This window comes from Sporosarcina sp. P32b, assembly GCF_002743335.1.
Classification (GTDB): Bacteria; Bacillota; Bacilli; order Bacillales_A; family Planococcaceae; genus Sporosarcina.
Window position 1 is genome coordinate 286,183 of sequence record NZ_PDZB01000001.1, and the last position, 25,193, is coordinate 311,375.

Sequence of the window (25,193 nt, forward strand, 5' to 3'; positions counted from 1 at the left end):
TTGCCGTTTAGTCAATATTCAAATAGCTATCGCATATGATAGGGAAACAAATTGTTCGAAAGATAGGCGGGGATACGAGTGGAAGAAAACCAGAAAAGTCGATTCGTTGTCACTGAAGAAAATTGGTCTCTCCATCGCAAAGGCCATCAGGACCAGCAACGCCATCTAGATAAAATAAATGAAGTACTAAAAAGTAACTTACCCGACTTGATTAGTGAAGAGAACATCATACTTTCAAATGGAAAAGACATGGTGAAGATTCCAATACGCTCACTAGATGAATTTAAAATTCGTTACAACCACGACAAGTCCAAGCACGTTGGCCAAGGCGAAGGTGACAGTGCGGTAGGAGACGTAGTGGCGCAAGGAGAAAAGAAAGCGCAGCCAGGTGAAGGAAAAGAAGCAGGCGATCAGCCGGGGCAAGATATCTATGAAACGGAAGTCTCGATTGAAGAGTTGGAAGAGATGTTCTTTAAAGAATTAGAGCTGCCAGACTTGGAACAAAAAGAACAATCAGTAACAACGATTGAAGATATTGATTTCACGGACATCCGTAAAAAGGGACTAATCGGTAATATTGATAAAAAACGGACTTTATTATCTGCCATAAAACGTAATGCGATGAAAGGAAAAGCTGAAGTTGCTCCAATTCTAGGAGATGATCTACGGTTTAAAACATGGAATCCCGTGGAAAAACCGCAATCGAAAGCGGTTGTCATCGCAATGATGGACACGAGTGGTTCAATGGGTAAATTTGAGAAGTATATGGCACGAAGTTTCTTCTTTTGGATGACAAAGTTTTTACGGACAAAGTATGAAACGGTAGAAATTGAATTCATTGCGCATCATACGGAAGCGAAAGTAGTATCAGAGGAAAACTTCTTCAACAAAGGAGAAAGTGGTGGGACCAGATGTTCATCTGCCTATAGTAAAGCATTGGAAGTTATTAAAGAATCTTATCCTCCAACTAGGTATAATATCTATCCTGTACATTTTTCGGACGGGGAGAATATGACAAGTGACAATAAGAAGTGTTTGGAACACGTGGATGAATTATTAGCGATATCGAATATGTTTGGATATGCCGAAGTCAATGAACATCGTAGAATGTCAACGTTGATGTCTGCGTATAAATCAATTGAACATCCAAAATTCAATTATTATATTTTGCAAAAAAATCGCGATGTCTACTTTGCGCTCAAGAAGTTTTTCGAAAAGCGAACGGAGGGATTACGCTGACTGATCAACGGGCATTATATTATGCAATTGATGAGATTACGGAGATTGCCAGTGGGTTTGGACTCGATTTTTATCCGATGCGGTATGAAATTTGCCCAGCGGATATTCTGTATACGTTTGGTGCCTATGGAATGCCTACACGTTTCACGCATTGGAGTTTCGGTAAACAGTTCCATAAGATGAAATTGCAATATGATATAGGATTAAGCAAAATTTATGAGCTAGTGATCAATTCAAATCCTTGCTATGCATTTTTATTAAATACGAATAGTTTGATTCAAAATAAATTAATCATTGCGCATGTATTAGCGCATTGTGACTTCTTCAAGAATAATATCTATTTCTCTAAGACGCGTAAAGACATGGTTGAAAGCATGGCGGCTACAGCCGAACGAATTGCAGACTATGAGGTACGTTACGGAAAGAAATGTGTGGAAACGTTTCTTGATGCGGTATTAGCCATTCAAGAACATGTAGATCCAAGTATGATGCGAGACATTATCCCGGCACCGTTTATTGTCCAACAACCTCGTAGATCAGCATATGAAGATTTATGGGACCTGGATCAACGGACAATTCCCGGTCAGCAAGCGATTGAAATGCACAAAAAGAATCCGAAGGAACAAGAAAAGGACATCTTATTATTTATTCTAGAAAATAGTCGTAATCTAACGGAATGGCAATCAGACATCTTGACGATGTTACGTGAGGAAATGCTGTATTTCTGGCCGCAGTTGGAAACGAAAATCATGAATGAAGGGTGGGCTTCTTATTGGCATCAAACCATCCTCCGACAAATGGATTTAACGCCTTCAGAAACAATTGAGTTTGCAAAACTTAATGCTAGTGTACTACAGCCTTCTAAGACCTCCATTAATCCGTATTATCTCGGTGTTAAAATGTATGAGGATATTGAGAAGCGCTACGATGTTTTAGCTAAAGAAGCCACTTCACGTGGAGAAGAAGCGATGACGGGACGGGAAAAAATATTCGAAGCGCGTGAAATCGAAAATGATACATCTTTCATTCGAAATTACTTAACGGACGACCTCATCAAACAAGAGGATCTGTATGTATTTCAAAAGCAGGAAGACCAATACAAAGTCTCTGACAAACAGACCGATGCTGTCCGGAATCAGTTAATTGGTCAGCGAGTGAACGGTGGTTTTCCTTATATAGTAGTAGACGATGGGGACTATATGCGTAATGGTGAACTGTATCTTATTCACCGCTACGAAGACACTGAACTTGATTTGCCATATTTAGAACATGTTTTACCTCATATACATCAGCTTTGGGGACGCATCGTGCATATCGAAACAATACTTGAGAACAAACCTTTAGTATTTTCATATGATGGACACAAAGTGTTTAGGAGAAGTAAATAACGAAAAGAGAATAGTCATAGCGTATTCTTGGACTGAAGACAACTCCTGTAATATGGAGATTGCCTTCAGTTTTTTCACTTTGCTACTTTTCATTTTGTGTATCTAATGTTATTTTTATAGTATACTAACTCATTAACGTACTAAAGAGTAAAGAAAAGAGGAAAACCAATGAAAAAGACCACTATTGCTTTATTATTCGCAGCATTATTCCTAGTGCTAGCAGGATGTTCGGACAAGTCTTCAAGCGGTGAAAAGCCTTCAACGGAAACCGGTAAAGGAGACACGAAAGAAATTATCATCGGTGTAGATGACAAATTCGCACCTATGGGATTCCGTGACGATAAAAATAATTTAGTCGGCTTTGATATTGATATGGCGACAGCAGCGGCTGAGCATATGGGCGCTACAGCAAAATTCCAACCGATCGATTGGAAGACGAAAGAGACGGAACTTAGTAGTGGACGAATCGATTTAATTTGGAACGGCTATACGATCACGAAAGAGCGTCAAGAAAAAGTACTATTCACGAAGCCTTATTTGGATAATAATCAAGTTATCGTGACGTTAGTAGACTCTGATGTCAAAGCAATTGAAGATTTAGATGGAAAAACGGTAGGTGTGCAAGCATTATCATCTGCTGGACCAGCACTAGAAAGCCACCCGATTCACGAAAAAATAAAAAATATTACAGAATTTGCGGATAATGTTCTAGCGTTAACAGATCTAAAAACAGGTCGACTAGATGCAGTTGTTCTAGATGAAGTCGTCATTGATTACTATATGACTACTGAAGAAGGTGTCTTTGCAAAAGTTGATGGATCATTGGCAGTGGAAGAGTATGGCGTTGGAGTGAAACAAGGCAATGAAAAAATGCTTGAAAATCTTCAAAAGGCATTGGATACAATGAACGAAGATGGCACTTCAGCTGAAATTTCTACAGAATGGTTCGGAGAAGACAAAGTTCTACGCTGAGTAGTAGAATAAGTAATGTCAACGGAAGTTATAATTATGACTTCCGTTGGTATTTGTATTGTAAGAGAAGTACATAAAACCTTGAATGGTTTTTTGGAGGAATTTACTAATGAGTTATGAATATTTTATGTCCATGCTGATCCCCATGTTGGAAGGTGCTAAAGCGACTGTCCTATTATTTGTAATAGCGATCGTCTTATCTATTCCACTCGGATTCTTGTTGACACTTGCCGTAAGAAGTAGTATTAAACCAATTTCTTATTTGGCGCAGACTTTTATATACGTCATGCGTGGGACCCCTTTGTTATTACAGCTATTGTTCTTTGTATTTGGTTTACCACTTCTGCCGGTAATTGGTGAGTATTTAGTTTTTGACCGTTTTGTTGCGGCTACAATAGCGTTCATTTTAAACTATTCAGCGTACTTTGCTGAAATATTCCGTGGTGGATTAATTTCCATCGATAAAGGACAATATGAGGCTTCCCAAGTACTTGGATTATCGAAATGGCAAACAACGGTGCGAGTCATCTTGCCGCAAATGTTTCGTGTTACGCTACCGCCAATTGCGAATGAATCGGTATCTTTAGTAAAAGATACGGCGCTTTTATATGCGGTAGCTGTTCCTGAGTTGCTACACTATGCGCAAACAGTCGTAAACAGAGACTTCACAATCATTCCGTTCTTCATTGCAGCGGGGATTTACTTGCTGATAGCATTCGGTTTGACTGTAGTGTTTAAGTATTTAGAGAGAAAGCTGCAATACGAATGAGGAGAGAAAACTATGTCTTTCATTGAAGTACGTAACTTACAGAAATCATTCGGTCCATTGGAAGTATTGAAGGATATATCGTTTGATGTTCAAAAAAATGATGTAATGGCAATTATCGGACCTTCGGGTTCTGGAAAAAGTACGATGTTGAGAAGTTTAATTCAACTGGAGCAAGTCGGTGGCGGAAGTATTAGAGTGGATGGGGATTACCTAGTTAAAGATGGCATTTACACAAACCCTACAGATAGTAAAATAATTAATTCTAAAATGGGAATGGTATTTCAACAATTTAACCTGTTTCCTCATTTAACTGTAAAACAGAACTTGGAATTGGCGCCGAAACTTGTGAAGAAAGAAAAAGCTAACGATTATGGGCATAGAAGTATCGAGTTACTTGAGAAAGTCGGATTGGCTTCAAAAGCTGATGAATTACCTTCACGACTCTCGGGTGGCCAGAAACAACGTGTAGCGATTGCGAGAGCATTGATGATGGATCCGGATATTTTATTATTCGATGAACCGACTTCTGCTTTAGATCCGCAATTGACGAAAGAAGTATTGCAAGTTATGAAAAACCTTGCGGAAGAGCATATGACGATGATTGTGGTGACGCATGAAATGGAATTTGCAAGCAGTGTCGCGAATCATGTAATCTTTATGGACGACGGAATGATCATTGAATCGGGTACTCCAGAAGAAGTGATCAAATCACCGAAAGAAATGCGTACAAAGAGATTCCTGAATTACGAGTTAAGTAAATAACCAAAAGTAGTGATGCGAATATAATACTCGCATCACTACTTTTTTTGTGGATTACTCAATTCCTAGTGAAATTATTGCAATATATGAAAGATTACAGCAAAATGTTAGTAAACTTGTTAGAATTCACGAAAAATATTGAATAATGCATTGACGAATAACTTTGTTAAGGGTACGATTACGTATAATTATTACCTTTTCTGAATACTTCGAACCGGTAATAGATAATAGTTGAGGGGGATTTACATGAAGAAACGTTGGGTGACTTATGTAGCTGCACTATTCAGTATCGTGCTCATTCTAGCTGCGTGTGGTGGGAAAAAGGAGTCATCTGATTCAGTAGCAGATGATAAAAATGATGACAAAGCAAGCACTGAAGAAAAATACATAATTGGTGTTACACAAATTGTTGAACACCCGTCTTTAGATGCGGCGTTTGAAGGGTTCCAAAAGGCGATTGAAGATGCAGGATTGAATGTCGAATATGACAAGCAAAATGCGCAAAATGATAATAGTTCCAACTCAACAATTGCCAACAACTTAGCAGGCGCAGGCGTAGATTTAATATTTGCTAACTCTACACCAAGTGCACAGGCAGCAGCTAGTGCGACACAAGATATTCCAATCATCTTTACATCCGTTACGGATGCAGTAGCAGCGGAACTTGTTGCATCTAACGAAGAACCAGGTGGAAACGTTACAGGAACTACTGATAACCATCCGGATGCTATTCCAAATACAATGAAATTCTTAAAAGAAAACTTAGCTGCAAAAAAAGTAGGCATGATCTTTAACTCAGGAGAACAAAACTCTCGCTTACAAGTGGATCATGTAAAAGAAATTCTTGCAGATATGGATATGGAAGTTGTAGAAGCATCTGTTGCGACTTCAGCAGACGTAAAACAAGCAGCTGAATCATTAATCGGTTCAGTAGATTCATTCTATATCATCACAGATAACACAGTAGTATCAGCACTAGAATCGGTCATCTCTGTTGCGAACGACAATAAGATTCCGATGATGGTTGGTGAATTTGATTCTGTGAAACGTGGTGGACTTGGAGCATACGGCTTTGAGTATTACGACATCGGCTATGAGGCGGGTGAAATGGCAGTAAAGATTCTAAAGGGTGAAGAAACGCCTGAATCATTACCTGTTCAATTACCACAGAACTTAAAGTTAGTGATGAATGAAGAAACTGCAAACGCAATCGGCTTGAAGATTCAAGATGATTGGAATGCAGAAGTAGCAGAATAAATACAATTAGGAGATGATCTTGCATGTTTTCAGCTGTATTTGGCTCAGTTGAGCAGGGTATCATCTATGCGATCATGGCACTCGGAGTGTATTTAACATTTCGGGTGCTTGATTTTCCAGATTTAACAGTGGATGGAAGTTTTGTAACAGGTGCTGCAGTAGCGGCTACGATGATTGTATTTGATTATCATCCACTTGTTGCAACACTTACCGCGATCTTGGTCGGCTTTTTTGCTGGATGTATAACAGGTTTATTACATACCAAAGGAAAAATCAATCCACTTCTATCCGGAATCCTCATGATGATAGCTCTTTACTCGATAAATCTTCGGATAATGGGACTGACTACCGAAAGTTCAGTAGGCCGCCCGAATATTCCGCTTTTAAATTCAGAAACGATTTTCAGTAAGTTCCAAGGTTTCTGGAGTAGTCTAGGAATTGATGAAGCAATCAATGGCTTCTTAGCAGGTCTCGGCTTGGAACATTTACCATCGACTTGGGGAACATTAGTATTGATGATTTTAGTTGTCGTGATCATTAAATTCATTGCGGACTGGTTCTTGCAAACCGAAGTTGGTTTGGCTATTCGTGCAACTGGCGATAATAAAAAAATGATTCGTAGCTTCTCTGCGAATACAGACACACTCGTTATTCTAGGACTAGGAATTTCTAACGCATTAGTAGCTTTCTCAGGTTCTCTGATTGCACAATATGGGAAGTTTGCAGATAACGGCATGGGAATTGGTATGATTATTATCGGATTAGCTTCTGTTATTATCGGCGAAGCAATTTTTGGAACGAAAACTATTTTCCGCACTACGTTGGCGGTAGTTATCGGAGCAGTCATCTATCGTATCGTACTCGGTCTATCACTACGTGTGAAAATTCTCGATTCAGGCGATATGAAATTGATTACTGCAGTCATCGTAATCGCGGCATTGATTATTCCACAGGTTCTTGAAAAGAGACGGGAAAAATCACGTAAAGCGAAAAGACAAGCTGAACGAATGGCGATGAAGTCATCACAAGGAGGTCATAGCGTTGTTGAAGCTGGATCAAGTCAATAAAATATTTAATGAATCGACTCCGGATGAAAAAGTAGCGCTTGACCAGATTAACTTGCATTTACAACCAGGTGATTTCGTTACTGTGATCGGAAGTAACGGTGCAGGGAAATCCACCATGATGAATATGATATCAGGCGCATTGACACCGGATTTTGGTGCTATTTATATTGATAATAAAGATGTCACGCGTTTGGCAGAGTTCAAACGATCTAAAATGATCGGGCGCGTTTTTCAAGATCCAATGTCAGGTACAGCACCTACTATGACAATTGAAGAGAATTTGGCAATGGCTTATTCCCGTAATCGGCGTCGTTCATTGCACCGCGGAGTGGATAAGAAACGAAAAGATTTATTCCGTACATCGCTTGAAACATTGCACTTGAATCTCGAAAATCGGATGACAGCGAATGTTGGATTATTGTCTGGTGGTGAGCGTCAAGCATTGTCATTGTTGATGGCGACTTTTACGCAGCCTTCTATATTGTTGCTGGACGAGCATACAGCAGCGCTTGACCCGTCCCGTGCAGAGCTGATTACCGATTTAACGAAACGTTTAGTTGAGAAAGATCAACTGACGACGTTGATGGTAACGCATAATATGCAACAGGCACTCGATCTTGGAAATCGTTTGATTATGATGGATAAAGGTCAAATTATCTTAGAAGTGGAAGAAGAGCAGAAACAGCACTTGACGATTGCGAAATTGATGGAAGAATTTCAACGCATTCGTGGAGAGCAACTTACGAGCGATGCAGCTTTACTTTCTGTATAAACAAAAGTCCCTGTTTTCCAATTGTGGAAAACAGGGACTTTTTAAGCGTTTTAAGCAAGCTTTGCTATATGTTTCTTGATTTCATATACCCAATCAAATGGATCTTGTTCTTTACCTGTTTGAATATTTGTTAGCGTGTTATAGAGACGAGACGATAGTTCACCCGTTTGACCGTTACCGATGATCATTTTATAACCGTCCCAATTCAGTTCACCAACAGGGGAGATAACAGCAGCTGTACCTGTGCCAAATACTTCTTCCAGTTCTCCACTTTCATAGGCGAGTCGGATTTCATCCATCGAGATTTGGCGCTCTGCTACAGGCATATTCCAGTGTCTCAGCAATTGCAATATCGATTTTCTTGTTATTCCTTCAAGGATGCTGCCGTTGATTGCGGGTGTTACGACTTCACCGTTGATCTTGAAGAAAATATTCATACTTCCTACTTCTTCCACATATTTACGCTCGACGCTATCGAGCCATAAAACTTGGGAGTAGCCTTGTTTGTCCGCTGTCTCCTGTGCCTTTAAAGCGGAAGCATAGTTACCAGCCGTTTTAGCGCTACCGGTTCCACCTTTTGCAGCACGGACGAATTCATTTTCCACAAGAATTTTCACTGGATGAATTCCTTCTTTATAGTACGAGCCAACAGGGGACAGAATCATGTAAAATTGATAACTTTTCGCTGGTGCTACACCAAGGAAAGCTTCTGTTGCAATGACAAATGGGCGGATATATAATGAGGTTCCTTCTAGTGTAGGAATCCAATCCTGCTCAATTTGCAACAACTGATTAAGTGCGTATAATGCGTTTTCTTCATCGATCCGTGGCATACATAGACGGTCAAGAGAATAATTCAGACGCTTCATATTTTGATCTGGACGGAACAAACGAATGGTTCCTTCTTTAGAACGATACGCCTTCATTCCTTCAAAAACCGTTTGTCCGTAATGTAAAACGATTGCGGCTGGATCGAGCGTTAAAGGAGCGTAAGGAGTAATGCGATGATTATGCCAACCTTTGCCTTCCTCATAGTCTATAATGAGCATGTGGTCTGTAAATGATTTCCCGAAAACTAAAGTGCTAGGATCTGGCTTTTCTTTTTTATTTTGTGCAAGTTGAATTTGCATAGGTAATCTCGTCATAATCATCAAAACCCCTTAAGATATAGAATATTCCGAAACTTTAAGTTCGAATAGTGTAATTATACTGCTTTTTCAGAAAAAATAAAGTGTAAAGTTTGTCGATATTAAGAATTATTATAAAAAGGAGCAGGTTTTCATGAAGAAAATAGTAATTGTGGGTGCTGGAATCGTTGGAGCTTCTGCTGCTTATCATTTGTCTATGCAACATGCAGAAGTCGTTTTAATCGATAGACAGGAGCCAGGACAGGCCACGAAAGCTGCAGCAGGCATTATTTGTCCATGGGCATCTCAGCGCCGTAATAAGGATTGGTATGCATTGGCGTCGGCCGGAGCTGCCTATTATCCTGAATTCATTCGTTCTTTGGAAGAACAGGGCGAGCTAGAAACAGGATACAAGAAAGTGGGAGCATTGGCACTTCACACCGATGTAAGTCGTTTAGAGAAAAAAGTCGAGTTATTGAATAAAAGAAAAGAACACGCTCCTGAAATCGGAGAAGTGAAATTACTGGATACAGAGCAAGCAGCTAGCTATTTCCCGGTGTTATCTGACGAATATGCAGCGGTCCGTATTTCTGGCGCTGCCAAAGTAGAGGGGGATCAGCTACTTGGAGCATTAGTACGTGTGGCAGTTACACGTGGTGTGAAAAGTATAAAAGGCTCCGCAATACCGTACATAAAAGAAGGGAAAGTTTGTGGTGTTATCGTTGATGGGCAAATCATTGAAGGAGATCAAATTATCGTAGCGGCAGGTGCCTGGGCTAGTGAATTTACAGAGCCGCTAGGTAAGAAGCTACAAGTAGCAGGACAAAAAGCACAAATCCTCCATTTACAATCAAATCATGAGGCGTCAGGTGAATGGCCGGTCATTATGCCACCGAGCACTCAGTATCTCGTACCTTTCCAAGACGGCAGATTCGTAGCGGGCGCGACGCACGAGGATACAGATGATTTCGATATTCAACCGACAGCTGGTGGTATATTGGAAATATTATCGAATGCGTTACCAATTGCCCCTGAGCTGCGTCAGGCGGAATTGGCTGAAGTTCGTGTGGGCATCCGTCCACATACACCAAACTTCATGCCAGTCATTGGTCAATTGCCTGATCATCCGGAGGTGTGGATTGCCAATGGTCTTGGTTCATCAGGTTTAACAGTAGGACCTCTTCTTGGCAAGCTTTTATCCGAGCTAGTATTAGATCATGAGACAGGATGGGATTTGGAAAGCTACTCTATTGACCAAATAATCGACAAAGAGCATTGAATAAAGTGTGTATAATGATTAGTATGAATATATAGGGATTGAACGGTAAAGGGGAAGATTCTTGATGAGAAGATATGTTTCGTATTCTGAAGAAGTGAAAGAAGCGATGAAATACGGCAAGCCACTGGTCGCATTGGAATCTACAATTATTACATACGGCATGCCGTATCCTGAAAATGTAAAAGCCGCACGTGAAGTTCAGCAAATTGTGCGAGATCATGGAGCGGTTCCGGCAACCATTGCCATTATGGACGGTAAAATAAAAATCGGGCTATCTGATGAGGAATTAGAACGGTTCGGAGACAGCAAGGGTGTTATCAAAGCATCTAGACGCGACATCAGTTATTTAATCGCTACTAAAAAACCGGGTGCAACGACGGTTGCTGCCTCGATGTTCTTTGCAGACTTGGCGAGAATCCGTGTATTCACTACCGGAGCCATTGGTGGTGTCCATAGGGGTGTGGAACACACGATGGATATTTCAGCTGATCTTGAAGAGTTCGCACGCACAAGTGTAGCAGTTGTTTGTTCGGGAGCGAAATCTATTTTAGATCTCGGTAAAACACTTGAGTATTTGGAAACAAAAGGTGTGCCAGTAATGGGCTATCAAACAGACATATTCCCTGCGTTTTATACAAGAAGCAGTGCACATCATGTAGATTATCGAGTAGATGAAATCGACATGATAGCAGAGATGTTACGTGTTAAATGGAATCTAGGTTTGGAGGGAAGTGCGATTATCGCCAATCCTATTCCAGAAGAATATGCGATGGATCAAGAGTATATGGATGGATTGGTTTCAGATGCGCTTAAAGAAGCTGAACAACTGGGCATTAGTGGAAAGAATCTTACACCACATATGTTAAAAAAAGTTCAGGAAATGACAGGCGGTAAAAGTCTGGAAGCCAATATCGCATTGGTGAAGTCAAACGCTGAACTTGCAGCAAAATTAGCAGTAAGTTTTAACGGTAATTAATAAAGATAGGTTGTGTAGTATTGAAAGTTGTATCTTGGAACGTGAACGGTATTAGAGCATGTGTGAAAAAAGGTTATAATGACTTTTTTGAACAAGTACAGGCAGATATTTTCTGTGTTCAGGAAATCAAATGCCAAGAAGGACAAATCGATCTTTCTTTCGATGGCTATGAATCCTATTGGAACTATGCAGAGAAAAAAGGATATTCCGGTACAGCGGTGTTTACGAAAAAAACGCCTCTATCTGTACGCTATGGATTGAATGATCTAGATCACGAAGCAGAAGGACGAGTGCTGACGCTAGAATTTGAAGAGTTCTTTCTCGTCAATTGTTATACACCTAATTCACAACGGGACTTGGCACGATTATCATTTCGATTGGCATGGGAAGATGAATTACTCGAGCATTTACAGTCGCTTGATGCCATCAAGCCAGTCATCTATTGCGGAGATTTAAACGTAGCGCATGAAGAAATTGATATTCGCAACGTTAAATCAAACATTGGTAATTCAGGGTTCACGAATGAAGAACGTGGAAAAATGACACGGCTATTAGATACGGGATTCATTGATACATTTCGCTTTATGAATCCGGATCTCGAAGGAAGTTATACGTGGTGGTCTTATATGCGCGACGTACGTGCACGAAATATCGGCTGGCGTATCGATTACATTATCATTTCAGAGCGTCTCCAGTCAGCTCTAAAAACAACAGCCATTCATTCAGAAATCATGGGCAGTGATCATTGCCCAATTTCTGCAGAGTTAGAAATATACTAATTAGAGCCAATGCATCTGAAATTGACCTGTTTAGTTGGAGGATACTAAAGCTGTAAAATAAAAATCGCAACACAAGTCAAACTTGTGTTGCGATTTTTTGATTAAATCAGTTCTAGTTGCTTGGAAAAAATTAAATGAAAAGAAGTGTCATATGATTTTATCCTCGGAGTAGACAGCGATAAGTAAGACGGCCACTTCTTCTCCGATGTTTTTTACAAAGTGAGGTACACTAGCATTCCAACTGAATGAATCGCCTTCTTTTGCAATGACAGAATCTTCACCTTGTTCAGCAAGGACCGTGCCTTTAAGTACGACATGGCTCTCTTCACCTTCGTGGGCAATCGCTTGACCAGTCGATGTACCGGGGGGTAATTCAACGTGCATCATGCGAAGGCCGCTTTGAGTAGAAATATGTTCAATTTTTATGCCGTTAAACGTTGTATATACCCGATCGGCTTTCCTAATGACTTTCATATGCTCCTTTTTTTCTAGCAGCAAATAGGGTAGAGGAACGTCAAGGAAGCTGGCGATTTCTTGCAACGTATTTAGGGAGGGGGATGCATTATCGTTTTCGATGTTGCTTATGAACCCTTTTGAGAGTCCAATTTGTTCGCTCATCTGGGCAATTGTTATTTTCTTTCTCTTCCGTATATCTCGTATTTTCGAGCCGATTTCCACTCTAATCCCTCCAAGAATATTGTTGTTTGACTATATGATAACACACATATATTGACGTGAACTTTCGCATGATGTTATCCTATAGAGAATTATTATTCACCTAGTGATACTTATTATTGGGTTATATACTAATAATAAAGCTATTGATGTTTTTCACGAACATATATATAGTTTTAAAAAGTAAAATAATACTAGGGATATAGTAATATTTGAGAAAGGAGGAGAAGTTTATTAGTCAGATATTTAGCTATGCGGATTGAACGAGCTGTTAAAATATTTGAGCATTCCATTGGGAGTCTAGCTATGTTTTGGTTTCTTACGTTCCGTAAACTGTAATTTCTACTGGAAATCAATTGAAAGCGAAGGTTAATTATTTTTACAAAAAGTGTTCACCTATGTAGAAATAATAATCTTTTGGTACATAAAATTTGGGATGATGACACAACGGCTTTTTATGATCTTCGAAGCCCGGAACACAATGACTTTGGAATGAATTAAGTAATAAAATTTAGGAGGAAATGAAGATGAAGAAATTAGAGATAAGCATATTTTTATTAAGAATAATGTTAGGGATTATTTTTTTGTACATGGGTTCGTTAAATTTCAAGATGGAATAGGAAATACCGCAGGATGGTTTGATAGTATAGGAATTCCAGGGTTTTTAGCATACTTTGTAGGGGCTGTGGAACTAATAGGTGGAATGGCACTCATTTTAGGCGTAGGGACGAGAGTTGTTTCTGCATTGCTAGCTATAATCATGGTTGGTGCAATTCTAAAGGTTAAACTCACCGCTGGATTCTTAGGCACGGGGGAAAAGGTTGGCTACGAACTAGATCTTGTACTTTTAGTAATCGCTATATTTTTAACCATAAATGGAAGTAAGATTTGGGCAGTTGATCAAGCTATATTTAATAGAAAAAAGAAAAACTCATATCACGAACAGTAAGAAACAATACTAGATAGAAGAGAGGCTGATTGCAAAAATGAAAAACTTTCATCAAAGGCCTAATATATTTGTTGGACAGGTTAATATAAATGTAACAAATCTTAATTCATCGCTTGAATTTTACCAAAAGGTTATAGGATTTCAAATATTGGAGCAAACAGATCGAAAAGCCGTTTTAACAGCGGATGGTAAAATAGGATTATTAACAATTGAGCAACCGGTTGATGTACTACCAAAGAAAAAAGGGAAAACCGGTTTATTTCACTTTGCACTTTTGTTACCAACACGGGCTGACTTATCTGTCTTTTTACGCCATTTATCTGAGACAGGCCTTCGATTCGGAGCATCAGATCATCTTGTAAGTGAAGCTCTATACATTACAGATCCAGACGGAAATGGCATTGAAGTGTATATAGATCGGCTAGCTATCGAATGGACCTGGTCTAATGGGGAAGTCAAGATGGTTTCTGACCCATTAGATGTAGAAAGTCTATTAGCGGTAAGTGATATGGATTGGGATGGGTTGCCTGCTGACACGGTTATGGGGCATGTTCATTTGCATGTGGCCGATCTTCAGAAAGCAGAGGAGTTTTACACGAAGGGACTTGGTTTTACAGTTGTGAGTCATTATCCTCAAGCTGTTTTCATTTCAACCGGTGACTATCATCATCATATCGCCTTGAATACATGGCAAGGAGTAGGTGCTTCGAAGCCACGAGAAAATAGCGTCGGTATAAATTGGTATACTCTTACTTTTCCAAATGAAGAAGCAATAGCAAAGGTTATTGAACAATTACAGCATCTAGGCGCATCGTATATAGTTGAAGATGGATTGTTTGTCATAGAAGATCCATCAGGAAATAAAATTCAATTAACCGTGTAAACTCGTTTCAGTTATTCTTTCTAAAACGGTGTAATAGCTGAAGTTCCACTAATTTCATGTACATATTTCGTGGTTCTGTTCTAATGACATAGTCACCATTCCTGATCGATATAAGCACTTTTCCATGCTAACGAATTGCTTCATAAGTATCACGTGCACTCAACATGATAAAGTACGAATCTGCTCCAATATGTACCTTGTTAATCTGTAGGTTTAGCCATAATAAAATACACGAAAAGTTAGATATCACTCTAGCTTGTAGAGTGCACATTATTATTGGTTCTTCTATTTATGAGTTAACATAATTTATTAATGAGTTTTATTTATACATTGGCAGTGCAAAAACAGCAAACGACTGCCTGTTATTTGGATTGCTAACAAGCTATTTAAAACTGCCGGCTTTTTATACTCTAGGTTTATACACTGGTTAAACGAAGAACCCCAATTCGTATGAATTGGGGTTCTTCGTTTAATTATTGAAATGTGTTTTTATCATAGTGAACTAAAGAGCGTAACCCCAAACGTATTCTCACTTTTTTATGATGCATTCTGTTTTGGTTCAAGCGAAATATAACGTTTCTTACCTGCGTACATACCACTGATAAATAGTATAGTTGCTACAACTATGAAGGTATAAAGTGGTGCCGTCCATGAACCGGTAAAGTCGTGAAGGATACCGAACAACACAGGACCGACGGATGCTAGTAAGTAGCCGATCGACTGCGCCATTCCGGAAATCGAAGCCGCTTGGTCTGGTGTGTTGGTACGTAAAGTGAAGAACATCATAGCGAGTCCAAATGCCGAACCGCCTCCGAGACCAATGAAAATCATCCAAAGTGCAGTTAGACTTTCGCTTCCAAACTGTACACCGCCGTAGCCAATTAAATAACAAGCGAAAACAGCTACGACAAGAATACGTTGATCACGTACCTTATCAGCGACCACTGGTATGATAAACATCATTGGCAATTGTGCGAGCTGGACAAGCGCTAACATCCATCCAGCAGCATCAGCGGTCATACCATTCGTTTGCAACACAACGGGAATCCATGATGCTGTCGTATAAAATAGGAACGACTGTAGTCCCATGAATATCGTGATGCTCCAAGCTAGTGGTGAACGCCAAATAGGAAGAGCTGGTTTCGACTTCGTGTTTTTCTGAACTGTTTTGATGACTTCTTTCTTTTTGCGAATCTGCGGTATCCATACGATAATGGCTAACAACGTAATGACTCCCCAAATTCCTAGCGCGCCTTGCCAGCCATATACTGTTTCATTGGCGATGGGAGAAGCGATACCAGATGCAAGTGTTGCAGATATACTCATAGACACTGAGTACAGACCCGTCATCAATCCGATATGTAAAGGGAAGCTCAGTTTAAGAAGACTCGGCAATAGGACGTTTGCAAATGCGATTCCTACTCCGATTAAAAATGTACCAATTAGTAGCAATGTGCTAGTACCGATAGAACGCATGATGATCCCTAGCAATAAAATAATCATTGCATAGAAAAGCGTTCGCGACATGCCGAATCGTTTTGCAATCCGTGGTGTAAAAGGTGATACAATAGCAAATGCCAGTAGTGGGATGGTTGTTAGAAATCCTGCTAATGAGTTAGAGATTTGCAGTTGATCACGAATGTTACTGATAATAGGCCCTACAGATGTTAGTGGGGAACGGATAGTAGCGGCTAAAAATAAAATACCTGCTAATAACACCCACTGACTCTTAGGGAAATGTAAATGTTTACTTGGTCGTTCTTTTTTCATTGTGAAGCCTCCTGTATTCCTTGAAGATTGTTCTGAGAAGTATGTAGCTGAAGCAACAGAAAGGAGATTCCTTTATGGAGTACTTACTCATAGTCTTTGTAAATGTTATCACACCGATGCTTATTTTATTAGGAATTGGTGTTGTTTTACAAATAAAGTTTACTTTTAATGTTAAGGCATTAGGCAATATTCTGACATATTGTTTGATACCTGCCGCCGTATTCATGAACTTATATCATACCGTTATTGATGTAGAAATCTTACTTGACGTATTAATGTTTGTTGTATTATTCACGACCACTTTAATAATTACTGGTCATTTATTCAGTAAAATATTACGTCTAAATCGCCAGCAAACCGCCGTAATGAAGAATAGTATTGTTCTCATCAACTCAGGAAACTATGGATTACCTGTTAGTCAGCTAGTTTTTCATGCGAATCCGCTTGGTGTGTCCATTCAGATTGTTTTGATCGTCTATCAGAACTTACTGACGTATTCATATGGCTTGTATAATCTCGTATCTTCCACGCAATCGGGAAAAGACATTGCAAAACAGTTTATTCGGATGCCGATTATCCACGCTTTATGGCTAGGTGCATTGCTTAACTTGGCAGATATCCGGTTGCCGCAGTTTATCGAGCTACCGATCGGTCATTTATCGGATGCTTTTATCGCCATCGCACTCATCACACTTGGCGCACAGTTAGCACAGATTAAAGTGAAGACACTTTGGAATCGTTTGATCTACCTTAGCGCTATCGGCCGACTCATCATCTCCCCAGCCGTTGCGTTGCTGTTGATCTTACTGTTAAAAATAGACGGGGTCACGGCTCAGTCACTGTGGATCGCCAGTTCGTTTCCAACATCGAGAAATAGCTCAACACTTGCATTGGAATACGACGTAGAGTCCGAGCTAGCAGCCCAAATCGTCCTATTCAACACCGTAGCCAGCAGCTTCACAGTTGGCGTAGTAATTTATCTATCATCTATCTTGTTTCAATAAACGAATAAGAGAGAGTAATCGTTGGGATGGGGATTGGCACTTCGGAGGGGATGCTTACCTGAGGGTTCGCGGCAAATTGATTCTCTGGAAGTCGCCACTCCTAGTGCAAAGATGTGCTCCTAACGCTTCGCTTTTACTCGTAAAAGCCGTCCTTCGCTACGACTCTCGCTCCAATCCCTTGCAGTGTAAGTGGGTGATACTCCTAGTTGCGTATTGAAGTTAGGGTAGTAATTGGCTTTGAACTTCAGCACTTGAATCTAAATAAGTTAAGACAAAACAATGATTCACATACTTCAGACAGTGAGTGATCTAAGTAACACTACTATCAACTGGAGCTCCCATCCCCTCGCACTCATTATTAACTCACTTTGCAAATAACGTTTATTCCAATCCCTCCCAACTTCTTGTCAAGAATATGTCCACATGCTCACTGAGTGAAAGCTAGCAAGCAAATCGTCAAATATTCGTATTGAAAAAATGTCGAATCGTGCTATACTGTTAGCATTCAGTTAAATAAGACTCATATAATCACGGGGATATGGCCCGTAAGTTTCTACCGGTCTACCGAAAATAGACCGCCTATGGGGAGAATGAAAAGCAGCTTTCTTTGTCGTTCGACAAGAAATTGCTTTTTCATTTTTAAAAGCGTACATGCCGCTCTCTCATAGTTGTTATATGGGAGTATGGCATATACGCTTTTTTTATTCGGAAAAATGAAGGGAGCATAACAGCGTGGAGTTGCTAAAAAACAAGATTCGACAAGAAGGTAAAGTATTATCGGAAGAGGTACTAAAAGTGGATTCCTTTTTGAATCATCAAATCGATCCATTACTGATGCAAGAAATCGGAAAAGAGTTTGTTAGCCGATTCAGCGATCAAAACATCACGAGAATCCTCACGATTGAATCTTCAGGTATTGCTCCTGCGACAATGGCGGGAATGATTTTAGGCGTTCCGGTAGTGTTTGCCAGAAAACGTAAATCACTTACATTGACGGATCATTTATACTCCGCGAAAGTGTATTCTTTCACGAAGAAGGAATCAAATGATATATCAGTTTCTAAAGATTTCATTTCAAGTGAAGATACGGTATTGCTCATTGACGATTTCCTTGCGAATGGACAAGCTGCACTTGGACTCATAGATATCGCAAAACAAGCAGGTGCAACTATTGCAGGAGTTGGAATTGTTATTGAAAAATGCTTCCAGCCAGGCGGAGATCTGATCCGCAAAGAAGGGGTACGTTTGGAATCGTTAGCTGAACTTCAGTCGTTACAAAATGGTCAAGTCCAGTTTGTCGGGGAGGAAACGGAACGATGAAAACTACGCTGCTAGGTTTTCAACATTTACTAGCTATGTATGCAGGCGCAGTATTGGTACCGCTTATTGTGGGGAATGCTATTGGTTTAACTCCAACACAGCTGACATATCTTGTTTCGATTGATATTTTAATGTGTGGTATCGCCACGTTGTTACAAATTTCACGTAATAAATATTTTGGCATTGGATTACCTGTAGTTCTCGGTTGTACATTCACAGCGGTTGGCCCGATGATATTGATAGGCAATGATTATGGAATTTCAGCTATTTATGGAGCGGTTATTGCTTCAGGCGTAATCATTTTCTTCATCAGCCGATTCTTTGGGAGTCTTGTGAAATTCTTCCCGCCAATCGTTACCGGCTCTGTCGTAACAATTATTGGAATCACGTTGATTCCGGTTGCGATCAATAATATGGGTGGCGGACAAGGTGCGGAAGATTTCGGATCGTTGACAAATATATCACTTTCATTTGGAACGTTATTATTTATTGTCTTGATGTTCCGATTTACTTCAGGTTTTATGCAGTCGATCGCCATTTTATTAGGTTTAGTCGGTGGTACGATCGCAGCGATTTTCCTTGGTATTGTAGATTTCTCCAATGTACAAGATGCTTCTTATGTTCATATGGTCATGCCATTTTATTTAGCAACACCTACGTTCCATCTACTGCCGATTGCCATTATGACACTGGTTGCAATGGTGTCGCTCGTAGAATCGACTGGCGTATACTTTGCACTCGGCGATATTTGTGAGGAAGAAATCGATCAAAAAATGCTGGAAAAAGGATATCGTGCAGAAGGACTAGCTTCCGTTATTGGGGGCATATTTAACGCATTTCCTTATACGACATTTTCACAAAACGTCGGCTTAATGCAATTGTCTGGTGTGAAATCACGCCGTGTAATATTCGTTACTGCAATCATGCTGATTTCTTTAGGTTTCTTGCCGAAAATAGCAGCTCTTGCAACGATTATCCCTCCCGCAGTTCTGGGCGGAGCGATGGTTGCTATGTTCGGCATGGTGGTTTCGCAAGGAATTAAAATGTTGAGTCCTGTTATTTCAAAAACTCAAGATAACGCGATGATCGTAGCATGTTCTATCGGTATCGGCCTTGGTGTTTCGGTTGTACCGGATCTATTTAAGGAATTGCCGGAAAGTGTACAAATTTTAACTAGTAACGGGATTGTACTCGGAAGTATCACTGCGATTTTCTTGAATATCATTTTCAATATGATTCCTTCAAAAAAGAAGCAAACAACAAAACAAGCGTATGAAGCTAAAGCTATGCCTCTTAGCATCAAAGAAGGGCCATCTTCTATCTTGGTAAATGCAACTGCTAATCATAAATAAGTAAAAGAGCAACTGCTGGAAAATGCAGTTGCTCTTTTACTATTTACACTCGGTGCTGTTCATATTGATGTGGCTCTGTTTTGCTTGTCAATAATGTTAGCAATTGTGGATCAATTTGCGTTTCATAAGCGTTTAAAGATTCGCGAAGTTGTTGTTGTGTTCTTGAACCAATCAAAGCAGAGGCAACAGCAGGCTCTTTCAGTGCAAAAGCAAGAGCATATGCATGTAAGTCGTTCGTTTCTTTGGATAGTGCTTCAACTGTCTGCTGTAAATCAGACGGTGCATAAGCTACGAAGCCATTCAATTTCTTCGCACGCTCCATGCCTTCGTTCGTCAGTAAGCCTTTTGCCAGAGTGCCTCTAGTGACGACAGATGCACCCTTTTTAGCAATCATAGAAAAGTATTCTTCGGGACGTCGGTCAAGCAAGTTGTATTGCATCATGACGGAAACAGCATGGCTATTATTCAGGAAACGTTCGATAACAGTGGGACGAATACTTGAGATACCATATTCACGTATGATTCCTTCTTTTTTTAATGTTTCAAACGCCTCAATTGTTTCATCTACATCATCTTCCATCGTACCGCCGTGAAGCTGATACAGATCGATATAATCGAGTTGTAAACGTCGTAAACTCTGTTTTACAGCATCCATAATATGCGCTTTGGAAGGATCCCATGTCCAGGACTCTTCTCCTGACATCCACTTGTTACCGGCTTTTGTCGCAATGATCAAGTCTTGACGTTTTTCTTTCAACACTTTTCCAACGAGTTCTTCATTGGTTCCTTTATCATAAAGATCTGCTGTATCGAAATAATTGATGCCATGATCCACTGCTTCGTCGAGTACAGAACGAGCCGCTTCCAATTCACTTGGTAACGACATACAGCCCAATCCGAGTTCCGAAACAAGCAAATTACTTGTACCAATAGTACGCTTCTTCATGTGCCTCACTCCTTTCGTTTCATGGTACAATGAAAGCGGGATATAAAACCAATGGAAAGGGTTGAGTGCTTGATGAAGTTTGAAGAAAGAACCCTCTCAACAGAACAGATCTTTAAAGGCAAAATCATTTCGGTGCAAGTCGACGAAGTAGAATTGCCTGATGGAAAACTAGCAAAAAGAGAATTAGTTAAACATCCAGGAGCGGTGGCGATTATCGCCTTGACTAAAGATAAAAAAATCGTGTTAGTTGAACAGTACAGAAAGCCTTTGGAACGAACGATGCTAGAAATACCTGCAGGCAAGATTGAGCCGGGAGAAGAACCTAAGCTGACGGCGATTCGTGAACTGGAAGAAGAGACTGGATACCGTGCGCATTCATTCGAATATTTGCAGACTTTCTCAACTTCACCAGGCTTCGCGGATGAAATCATTCACTTATATGTGGCAAAAGAGCTCGAAAAAGTGGAGCAGCCTGCTGTTGGAGATGAAGATGAATTCATAGAAGTGCTGGAAGTAACTGTTGAAGAGGCAGAGGAATTCATTGCGAATGAAAGGATTTATGATGCCAAGACGGTCGCTGCTGTCTGGTATGTAAAAAACCTATAAAGGATTGAGCTATTTCTGGACGGACAAGCATATGTTATAGAAACGATGCGGAGGTGTCCTATTTATGGCTCGATCATTGTCTTTTGTGTATTTATTCGTTATACTCGCAATCAGTTATATAGGAGGGGCTTTATTATTCAGGGAGTGGCCGGTCACGTCGCTAGAGCAGATCATCGGTTTATATGATCAACGCGTAGTGAAGGGATCTGAAGCGGCTATGTGGTCGCCTGTTGTGGTGACATTGAGCTTTATTCTAGTAGCCATCATTCTGTCTAAATATAAAAGACTCCGTTTTATCACTATGTTTCTCGGTGCAATTAAATGTGCTTTTTTTGGCTTGTCATCCACTTATTTATTGTCGACAGGCTTAAAATTGGTATCCTATACGATTTGGTGGTTCCCATTTCAATTAATCAGCTGTTTGTTGTTCCTGATTTTATGTTCTGCGTTAAATCCACCATTTTTCTCTACACCAGCAAGTAAAAAAGATCGTCCATTAACTGCTGTTCCGCCATTGATTGCTTTATTGTTGATCACGCAAATACTGGAACTATCGATCTTTCATTTTATAAAGTAATATCCACTACACACTATAATGAACTGAACCTTTCCTTTCTATTGTCATCTGGAACGACAGTTTGGTATAATGGAAACAATTTGAGGGGGGCGTCGTATGGAAAGCCGAATCGAACGAATCAAGAAGCAATTGCACGGGGCCAGCTACAAGTTGACGCCTCAGCGTGAAGCGACTGTAGCAGTTCTTCTGGAAAATGAAGAAGACCATTTAAGTGCAGAAGATGTATTTTTATTAGTAAAAGAAAAAGCGCCAGATATCGGTCTGGCGACTGTATATCGTACATTAGAATTATTAACTGAACTAAAAGTTGTCGATAAAATTAACTTTGGCGATGGTGTAGCACGTTATGATTTGCGAGAAGAAGGCGCTGCGCGGTTCCACCATCACTTAATTTGTCTAGAATGTGGAACGGTTGATGAAATTCAGGAAGACCTACTTGGCGAAGTCGAAAAAGTCGTAGAAGGTCGTTATGGTTTTACAGTCAAAGATCATTGGCTGACGTTCCATGGAATTTGTAAACGTTGTAAAGCGAAAGACGAAGAGACAGAACAGGAAGACAATGGGATGGCCTAAGCGCTGTCCTTTTTTACTTTTTACATAAGAAAGGAGGGACAGTCTATGAAGGATGCGCAGTTTGCTTTAGAAGACTATGTGCATTTTTTAACAGTTGAAAGACAATTAGCTCAAAACACCGTCAAGTCGTATCAACGCGACCTTACAGCCTATATACGTTTCATAGAAAGTTTGAATTTGGAAACAGTGAATTTGATCGAACGAACGATGGTTCTACAGTATTTGCAGAAGTTGAAAGATAGTGGTAAATCCAGTCGTACCCTTTCTCGACATATTTCCTCCATTCGTTCGTTTCATCAATTTTTAGTGAGAGAGCAAATCACGACACATGATTGTACGATTCATATCGAATTACCTAAAATTGAACAAAAGTTGCCGGATGTGCTCTCTATACCTGAGATTGAACGATTGATTCATGCCGTTGATGGTAATACTTCACAAGGCATGCGCGATATTGCATTGCTTGAATTGTTATATGGAACGGGAATGAGGGTAAGTGAATTAATAGCGATTGATTTGGCTGATCTTCATTTGACAATGGGTTTTGTGCGGGTATTCGGAAAAGGTAGTAAGGAACGGATAGTTCCACTTGGACGTTCCGCAATCGATGCTTGTACTTTATATTTAAATGAAGGGCGTCCTAAGTTGATCAACGATACCGAAGCCTTGTTTCTCAATATGCATGGCAGACGGCTGACGAGACAGGGATGTTGGAAAATCTTGAAGGATGCAGGAGTGAAGGCAGAAATTCAGAAAGTCATTTCACCACACTTATTGCGCCACTCTTTCGCCACGCATTTGATTGAAAATGGAGCGGACTTGCGCGCAGTTCAGGAAATGCTCGGACATGCCGATATTTCTACGACGCAACTTTACACGCATGTCAGCAAAAAACGTTTGAAAGATGTCTATAGTCAATATCATCCTAGAGCGTAAACTACTATTACTGGAGGTTTTCATATGGAGAAATTTCGTTATAATCGTATACATTTAATCGTACTTGACTCAGTAGGGATCGGTGAAGCACCCGATGCTAAAGCTTTTGGTGATGTTGGATCCAATACTCTTGGACATATCGGCGAAGAGATGGATGGACTGAAACTACCAAACTTGGAACGTCTCGGTCTTGCGAATATAGCACCAATTAAAGGTCTTGCACCTCAAAAAGAAGCGCAAGGATATTACACAAAGATGCAAGAAGCATCTGTCGGTAAAGATACGATGACAGGACACTGGGAAATCATGGGCTTGCGTATAGATGATGCATTCAAAGTGTATCCAAATGGTTTTCCAAAAGAATTAATAGATGAATTGGAATTAAAAACGGGTAGGAAAGTTATCGGAAATAAGCCGGCAAGCGGAACGGAAATTATCGAAGAACTTGGAGAAGAGCATATGAAGACAGGCGCTCTCATCGTTTACACGTCAGGTGACCCTGTACTGCAAATTGCAGCACATGAGGAAATCATTCCTATTGAAGAGCAATATCGTATTTGTGAAATCGCAAGAGAACTTACGTTGCAACCCGAATTCTTAGTAGGTCGCGTGATTGCACGTCCATTTGTTGGAGAACCCGGTACATTCACACGCACAACAAATCGTCATGATTATGCATTGAAGCCATTTGGTAAAACGGTGATGAATGAATTGCAGGATAAAGGCTATGACGTAATCGCAATCGGTAAAATTGCAGATATTTATAATGGTGAGGGTGTAACGGAAGCAGTTCGTACAACTGGGAACATGGACGGTGTGGATCAGCTTGTCACGGTTATGAAAAAAGATTTTGAGGGCATCAGTTTCGTTAATCTAGTAGACTTTGATGCATTATATGGTCACCGTCGCGATCCGATTGGTTACGGTAATGCACTTGAAGAATTTGATGCACGTTTACCTGAGATCATGGATGCACTGCGCCCGGATGATTTATTAATTATCACAGCAGACCACGGAAACGACCCGACTCATGAAGGAACGGATCACACAAGAGAATATGTACCACTACTTGTGTATTCACCTTCGAATAAAGGGGCTGGCCAGTTGCCAATCCGTAAAACATTCTCTGACGTAGGTGCAACGATTGCTGAAAATTTCCAAGTAGATAAGCCTGAACATGGTGAAAGTTTCTTGTCTGCATTGGTTAAGGAGGACTAA

Annotated in this window: 25 protein-coding genes and 1 riboswitch; of the genes, 21 read left to right on the forward strand and 4 right to left on the reverse strand. The window is 40.2% G+C overall.

From position 1 onward, the window contains the following. Positions 1 to 78: 78 nt before the first annotated feature. The 8 genes from yhbH to CSV64_RS01425 all read left to right on the forward strand — a co-directional run bounded on the left by yhbH (position 79) and on the right by CSV64_RS01425 (position 8,223). Entirely contained in the window at positions 79 to 1,239 is a 1,161-nt protein-coding gene (gene yhbH, locus CSV64_RS01390) for a sporulation protein YhbH (RefSeq protein WP_099633262.1), read from the forward strand. Then, entirely contained in the window at positions 1,230 to 2,627 is a 1,398-nt protein-coding gene (locus CSV64_RS01395; RefSeq protein WP_099633263.1) for a SpoVR family protein, read from the forward strand. The genes yhbH and CSV64_RS01395 overlap by 10 nt, the downstream gene beginning before the upstream one ends. A 168-nt stretch (positions 2,628 to 2,795) precedes the next feature. Then, positions 2,796 to 3,599, forward strand: coding sequence for an amino acid ABC transporter substrate-binding protein (locus CSV64_RS01400; protein WP_099633264.1), 804 nt, complete (start codon positions 2,796 to 2,798; stop codon positions 3,597 to 3,599). Between the two features lie 109 nt (positions 3,600 to 3,708). Then, on the forward strand, positions 3,709 to 4,368 hold the full coding sequence (locus CSV64_RS01405) for an amino acid ABC transporter permease (protein WP_099633265.1): 660 nt from the start codon (positions 3,709 to 3,711) through the stop codon (positions 4,366 to 4,368). Between the two features lie 12 nt (positions 4,369 to 4,380). After that, the gene (locus tag CSV64_RS01410) at positions 4,381 to 5,130 is read left to right on the forward strand and encodes an amino acid ABC transporter ATP-binding protein (protein ID WP_099633266.1); all 750 of its coding nucleotides are present in this window, start codon (positions 4,381 to 4,383) and stop codon (positions 5,128 to 5,130) included. Between the two features lie 243 nt (positions 5,131 to 5,373). Beyond that, complete coding sequence (locus tag CSV64_RS01415; protein WP_099633267.1) at positions 5,374 to 6,384, forward strand: ABC transporter substrate-binding protein; 1,011 nt, start codon at positions 5,374 to 5,376, stop codon at positions 6,382 to 6,384. 23 nt (positions 6,385 to 6,407) lie between these two features. Continuing rightward, positions 6,408 to 7,451 carry an ABC transporter permease gene (locus CSV64_RS01420; RefSeq protein ID WP_099633268.1) on the forward strand — a complete coding sequence of 348 codons (1,044 nt, stop codon included), beginning with the start codon at positions 6,408 to 6,410 and terminating at the stop codon, positions 7,449 to 7,451. After that, entirely contained in the window at positions 7,426 to 8,223 is a 798-nt protein-coding gene (locus tag CSV64_RS01425; RefSeq protein WP_099633269.1) for an ABC transporter ATP-binding protein, read from the forward strand. Before CSV64_RS01420 ends, CSV64_RS01425 begins: the two co-directional genes overlap by 26 nt. Before the next feature lie 50 nt (positions 8,224 to 8,273). Here CSV64_RS01425 and CSV64_RS01430 read toward each other — a convergent pair whose 3' ends face one another. Beyond that, positions 8,274 to 9,374 (reverse strand): branched-chain amino acid aminotransferase, encoded by a 1,101-nt coding sequence (locus CSV64_RS01430; RefSeq protein WP_369823474.1) that lies wholly within the window; start codon positions 9,372 to 9,374, stop codon positions 8,274 to 8,276. A gap of 130 nt (positions 9,375 to 9,504) precedes the next feature. Here CSV64_RS01430 and CSV64_RS01435 point away from each other — a divergent pair, with 130 nt between their 5' ends. The 3 genes from CSV64_RS01435 to CSV64_RS01445 all read left to right on the forward strand — a co-directional run bounded on the left by CSV64_RS01435 (position 9,505) and on the right by CSV64_RS01445 (position 12,384). Next, the gene (locus CSV64_RS01435; protein WP_099633270.1) at positions 9,505 to 10,629 is read left to right on the forward strand and encodes an NAD(P)/FAD-dependent oxidoreductase; all 1,125 of its coding nucleotides are present in this window, start codon (positions 9,505 to 9,507) and stop codon (positions 10,627 to 10,629) included. A 64-nt stretch (positions 10,630 to 10,693) separates the two neighbouring features. After that, complete coding sequence (locus tag CSV64_RS01440) at positions 10,694 to 11,605, forward strand: pseudouridine-5'-phosphate glycosidase (protein WP_099633271.1); 912 nt, start codon at positions 10,694 to 10,696, stop codon at positions 11,603 to 11,605. A gap of 20 nt (positions 11,606 to 11,625) precedes the next feature. Continuing rightward, positions 11,626 to 12,384, forward strand: a complete 759-nt coding sequence (locus CSV64_RS01445) for an exodeoxyribonuclease III (protein ID WP_099633272.1) — start codon at positions 11,626 to 11,628, stop codon at positions 12,382 to 12,384. Between the two features lie 147 nt (positions 12,385 to 12,531). Here the strand turns inward: CSV64_RS01445 and CSV64_RS01450 are convergent, their stop codons facing one another. Then, a complete protein-coding gene (locus tag CSV64_RS01450) occupies positions 12,532 to 13,062 on the reverse strand; it encodes a helix-turn-helix domain-containing protein (protein ID WP_099633273.1) in 531 nt (176 codons plus the stop codon). 613 nt (positions 13,063 to 13,675) lie between these two features. Here CSV64_RS01450 and CSV64_RS01455 point away from each other — a divergent pair. Next, positions 13,676 to 14,008, forward strand: a complete 333-nt coding sequence (locus tag CSV64_RS01455; RefSeq protein WP_369823272.1) for a DoxX family protein — start codon at positions 13,676 to 13,678, stop codon at positions 14,006 to 14,008. A 37-nt stretch (positions 14,009 to 14,045) separates the two neighbouring features. Beyond that, positions 14,046 to 14,891: a VOC family protein gene (locus CSV64_RS01460; RefSeq protein ID WP_099633274.1), complete on the forward strand. Its 846-nt coding sequence runs from the start codon at positions 14,046 to 14,048 to the stop codon at positions 14,889 to 14,891. A 537-nt stretch (positions 14,892 to 15,428) separates the two neighbouring features. Here CSV64_RS01460 and CSV64_RS01465 read toward each other — a convergent pair. After that, positions 15,429 to 16,661, reverse strand: a complete 1,233-nt coding sequence (locus tag CSV64_RS01465) for a CynX/NimT family MFS transporter (protein WP_099633275.1) — start codon at positions 16,659 to 16,661, stop codon at positions 15,429 to 15,431. Positions 16,662 to 16,735: 74 nt separating this feature from the next. Between CSV64_RS01465 and CSV64_RS01470 the strand changes: the two genes are divergently transcribed. The 3 genes from CSV64_RS01470 to CSV64_RS01480 all read left to right on the forward strand — a co-directional run bounded on the left by CSV64_RS01470 (position 16,736) and on the right by CSV64_RS01480 (position 20,337). Next, positions 16,736 to 17,665 (forward strand): AEC family transporter, encoded by a 930-nt coding sequence (locus CSV64_RS01470; protein WP_099633276.1) that lies wholly within the window; start codon positions 16,736 to 16,738, stop codon positions 17,663 to 17,665. A gap of 500 nt (positions 17,666 to 18,165) precedes the next feature. Beyond that, positions 18,166 to 18,267, forward strand: a riboswitch (purine riboswitch). 130 nt (positions 18,268 to 18,397) lie between these two features. Further along, positions 18,398 to 18,985 carry a xanthine phosphoribosyltransferase gene (locus tag CSV64_RS01475; protein ID WP_099633277.1) on the forward strand — a complete coding sequence of 196 codons (588 nt, stop codon included), beginning with the start codon at positions 18,398 to 18,400 and terminating at the stop codon, positions 18,983 to 18,985. Continuing rightward, complete coding sequence (locus tag CSV64_RS01480) at positions 18,982 to 20,337, forward strand: nucleobase:cation symporter-2 family protein (protein ID WP_099633278.1); 1,356 nt, start codon at positions 18,982 to 18,984, stop codon at positions 20,335 to 20,337. Before CSV64_RS01475 ends, CSV64_RS01480 begins: the two co-directional genes overlap by 4 nt. 43 nt (positions 20,338 to 20,380) lie before the next feature. On the opposite strand, the gene CSV64_RS01485 is transcribed toward CSV64_RS01480, so the two are convergent. Next, the gene (locus CSV64_RS01485) at positions 20,381 to 21,283 is read right to left on the reverse strand and encodes an aldo/keto reductase (RefSeq protein WP_099633279.1); all 903 of its coding nucleotides are present in this window, start codon (positions 21,281 to 21,283) and stop codon (positions 20,381 to 20,383) included. Between the two features lie 69 nt (positions 21,284 to 21,352). On the opposite strand from CSV64_RS01485, the gene CSV64_RS01490 reads away from it, so the two are divergent. The 5 genes from CSV64_RS01490 to deoB all read left to right on the forward strand — a co-directional run bounded on the left by CSV64_RS01490 (position 21,353) and on the right by deoB (position 25,193). Continuing rightward, a complete protein-coding gene (locus tag CSV64_RS01490) occupies positions 21,353 to 21,889 on the forward strand; it encodes an NUDIX hydrolase (RefSeq protein WP_099633280.1) in 537 nt (178 codons plus the stop codon). A 64-nt stretch (positions 21,890 to 21,953) separates the two neighbouring features. Beyond that, positions 21,954 to 22,466, forward strand: a complete 513-nt coding sequence (locus CSV64_RS01495) for a hypothetical protein (RefSeq protein WP_099633281.1) — start codon at positions 21,954 to 21,956, stop codon at positions 22,464 to 22,466. A gap of 96 nt (positions 22,467 to 22,562) precedes the next feature. Beyond that, entirely contained in the window at positions 22,563 to 23,039 is a 477-nt protein-coding gene (gene fur / locus CSV64_RS01500) for a ferric iron uptake transcriptional regulator (protein ID WP_099633282.1), read from the forward strand. A gap of 45 nt (positions 23,040 to 23,084) precedes the next feature. Further along, positions 23,085 to 23,975 carry a site-specific tyrosine recombinase XerD gene (gene xerD, locus CSV64_RS01505; protein ID WP_099633283.1) on the forward strand — a complete coding sequence of 297 codons (891 nt, stop codon included), beginning with the start codon at positions 23,085 to 23,087 and terminating at the stop codon, positions 23,973 to 23,975. Between the two features lie 24 nt (positions 23,976 to 23,999). Continuing rightward, positions 24,000 to 25,193 carry a phosphopentomutase gene (gene deoB / locus CSV64_RS01510; protein ID WP_099633284.1) on the forward strand — a complete coding sequence of 398 codons (1,194 nt, stop codon included), beginning with the start codon at positions 24,000 to 24,002 and terminating at the stop codon, positions 25,191 to 25,193.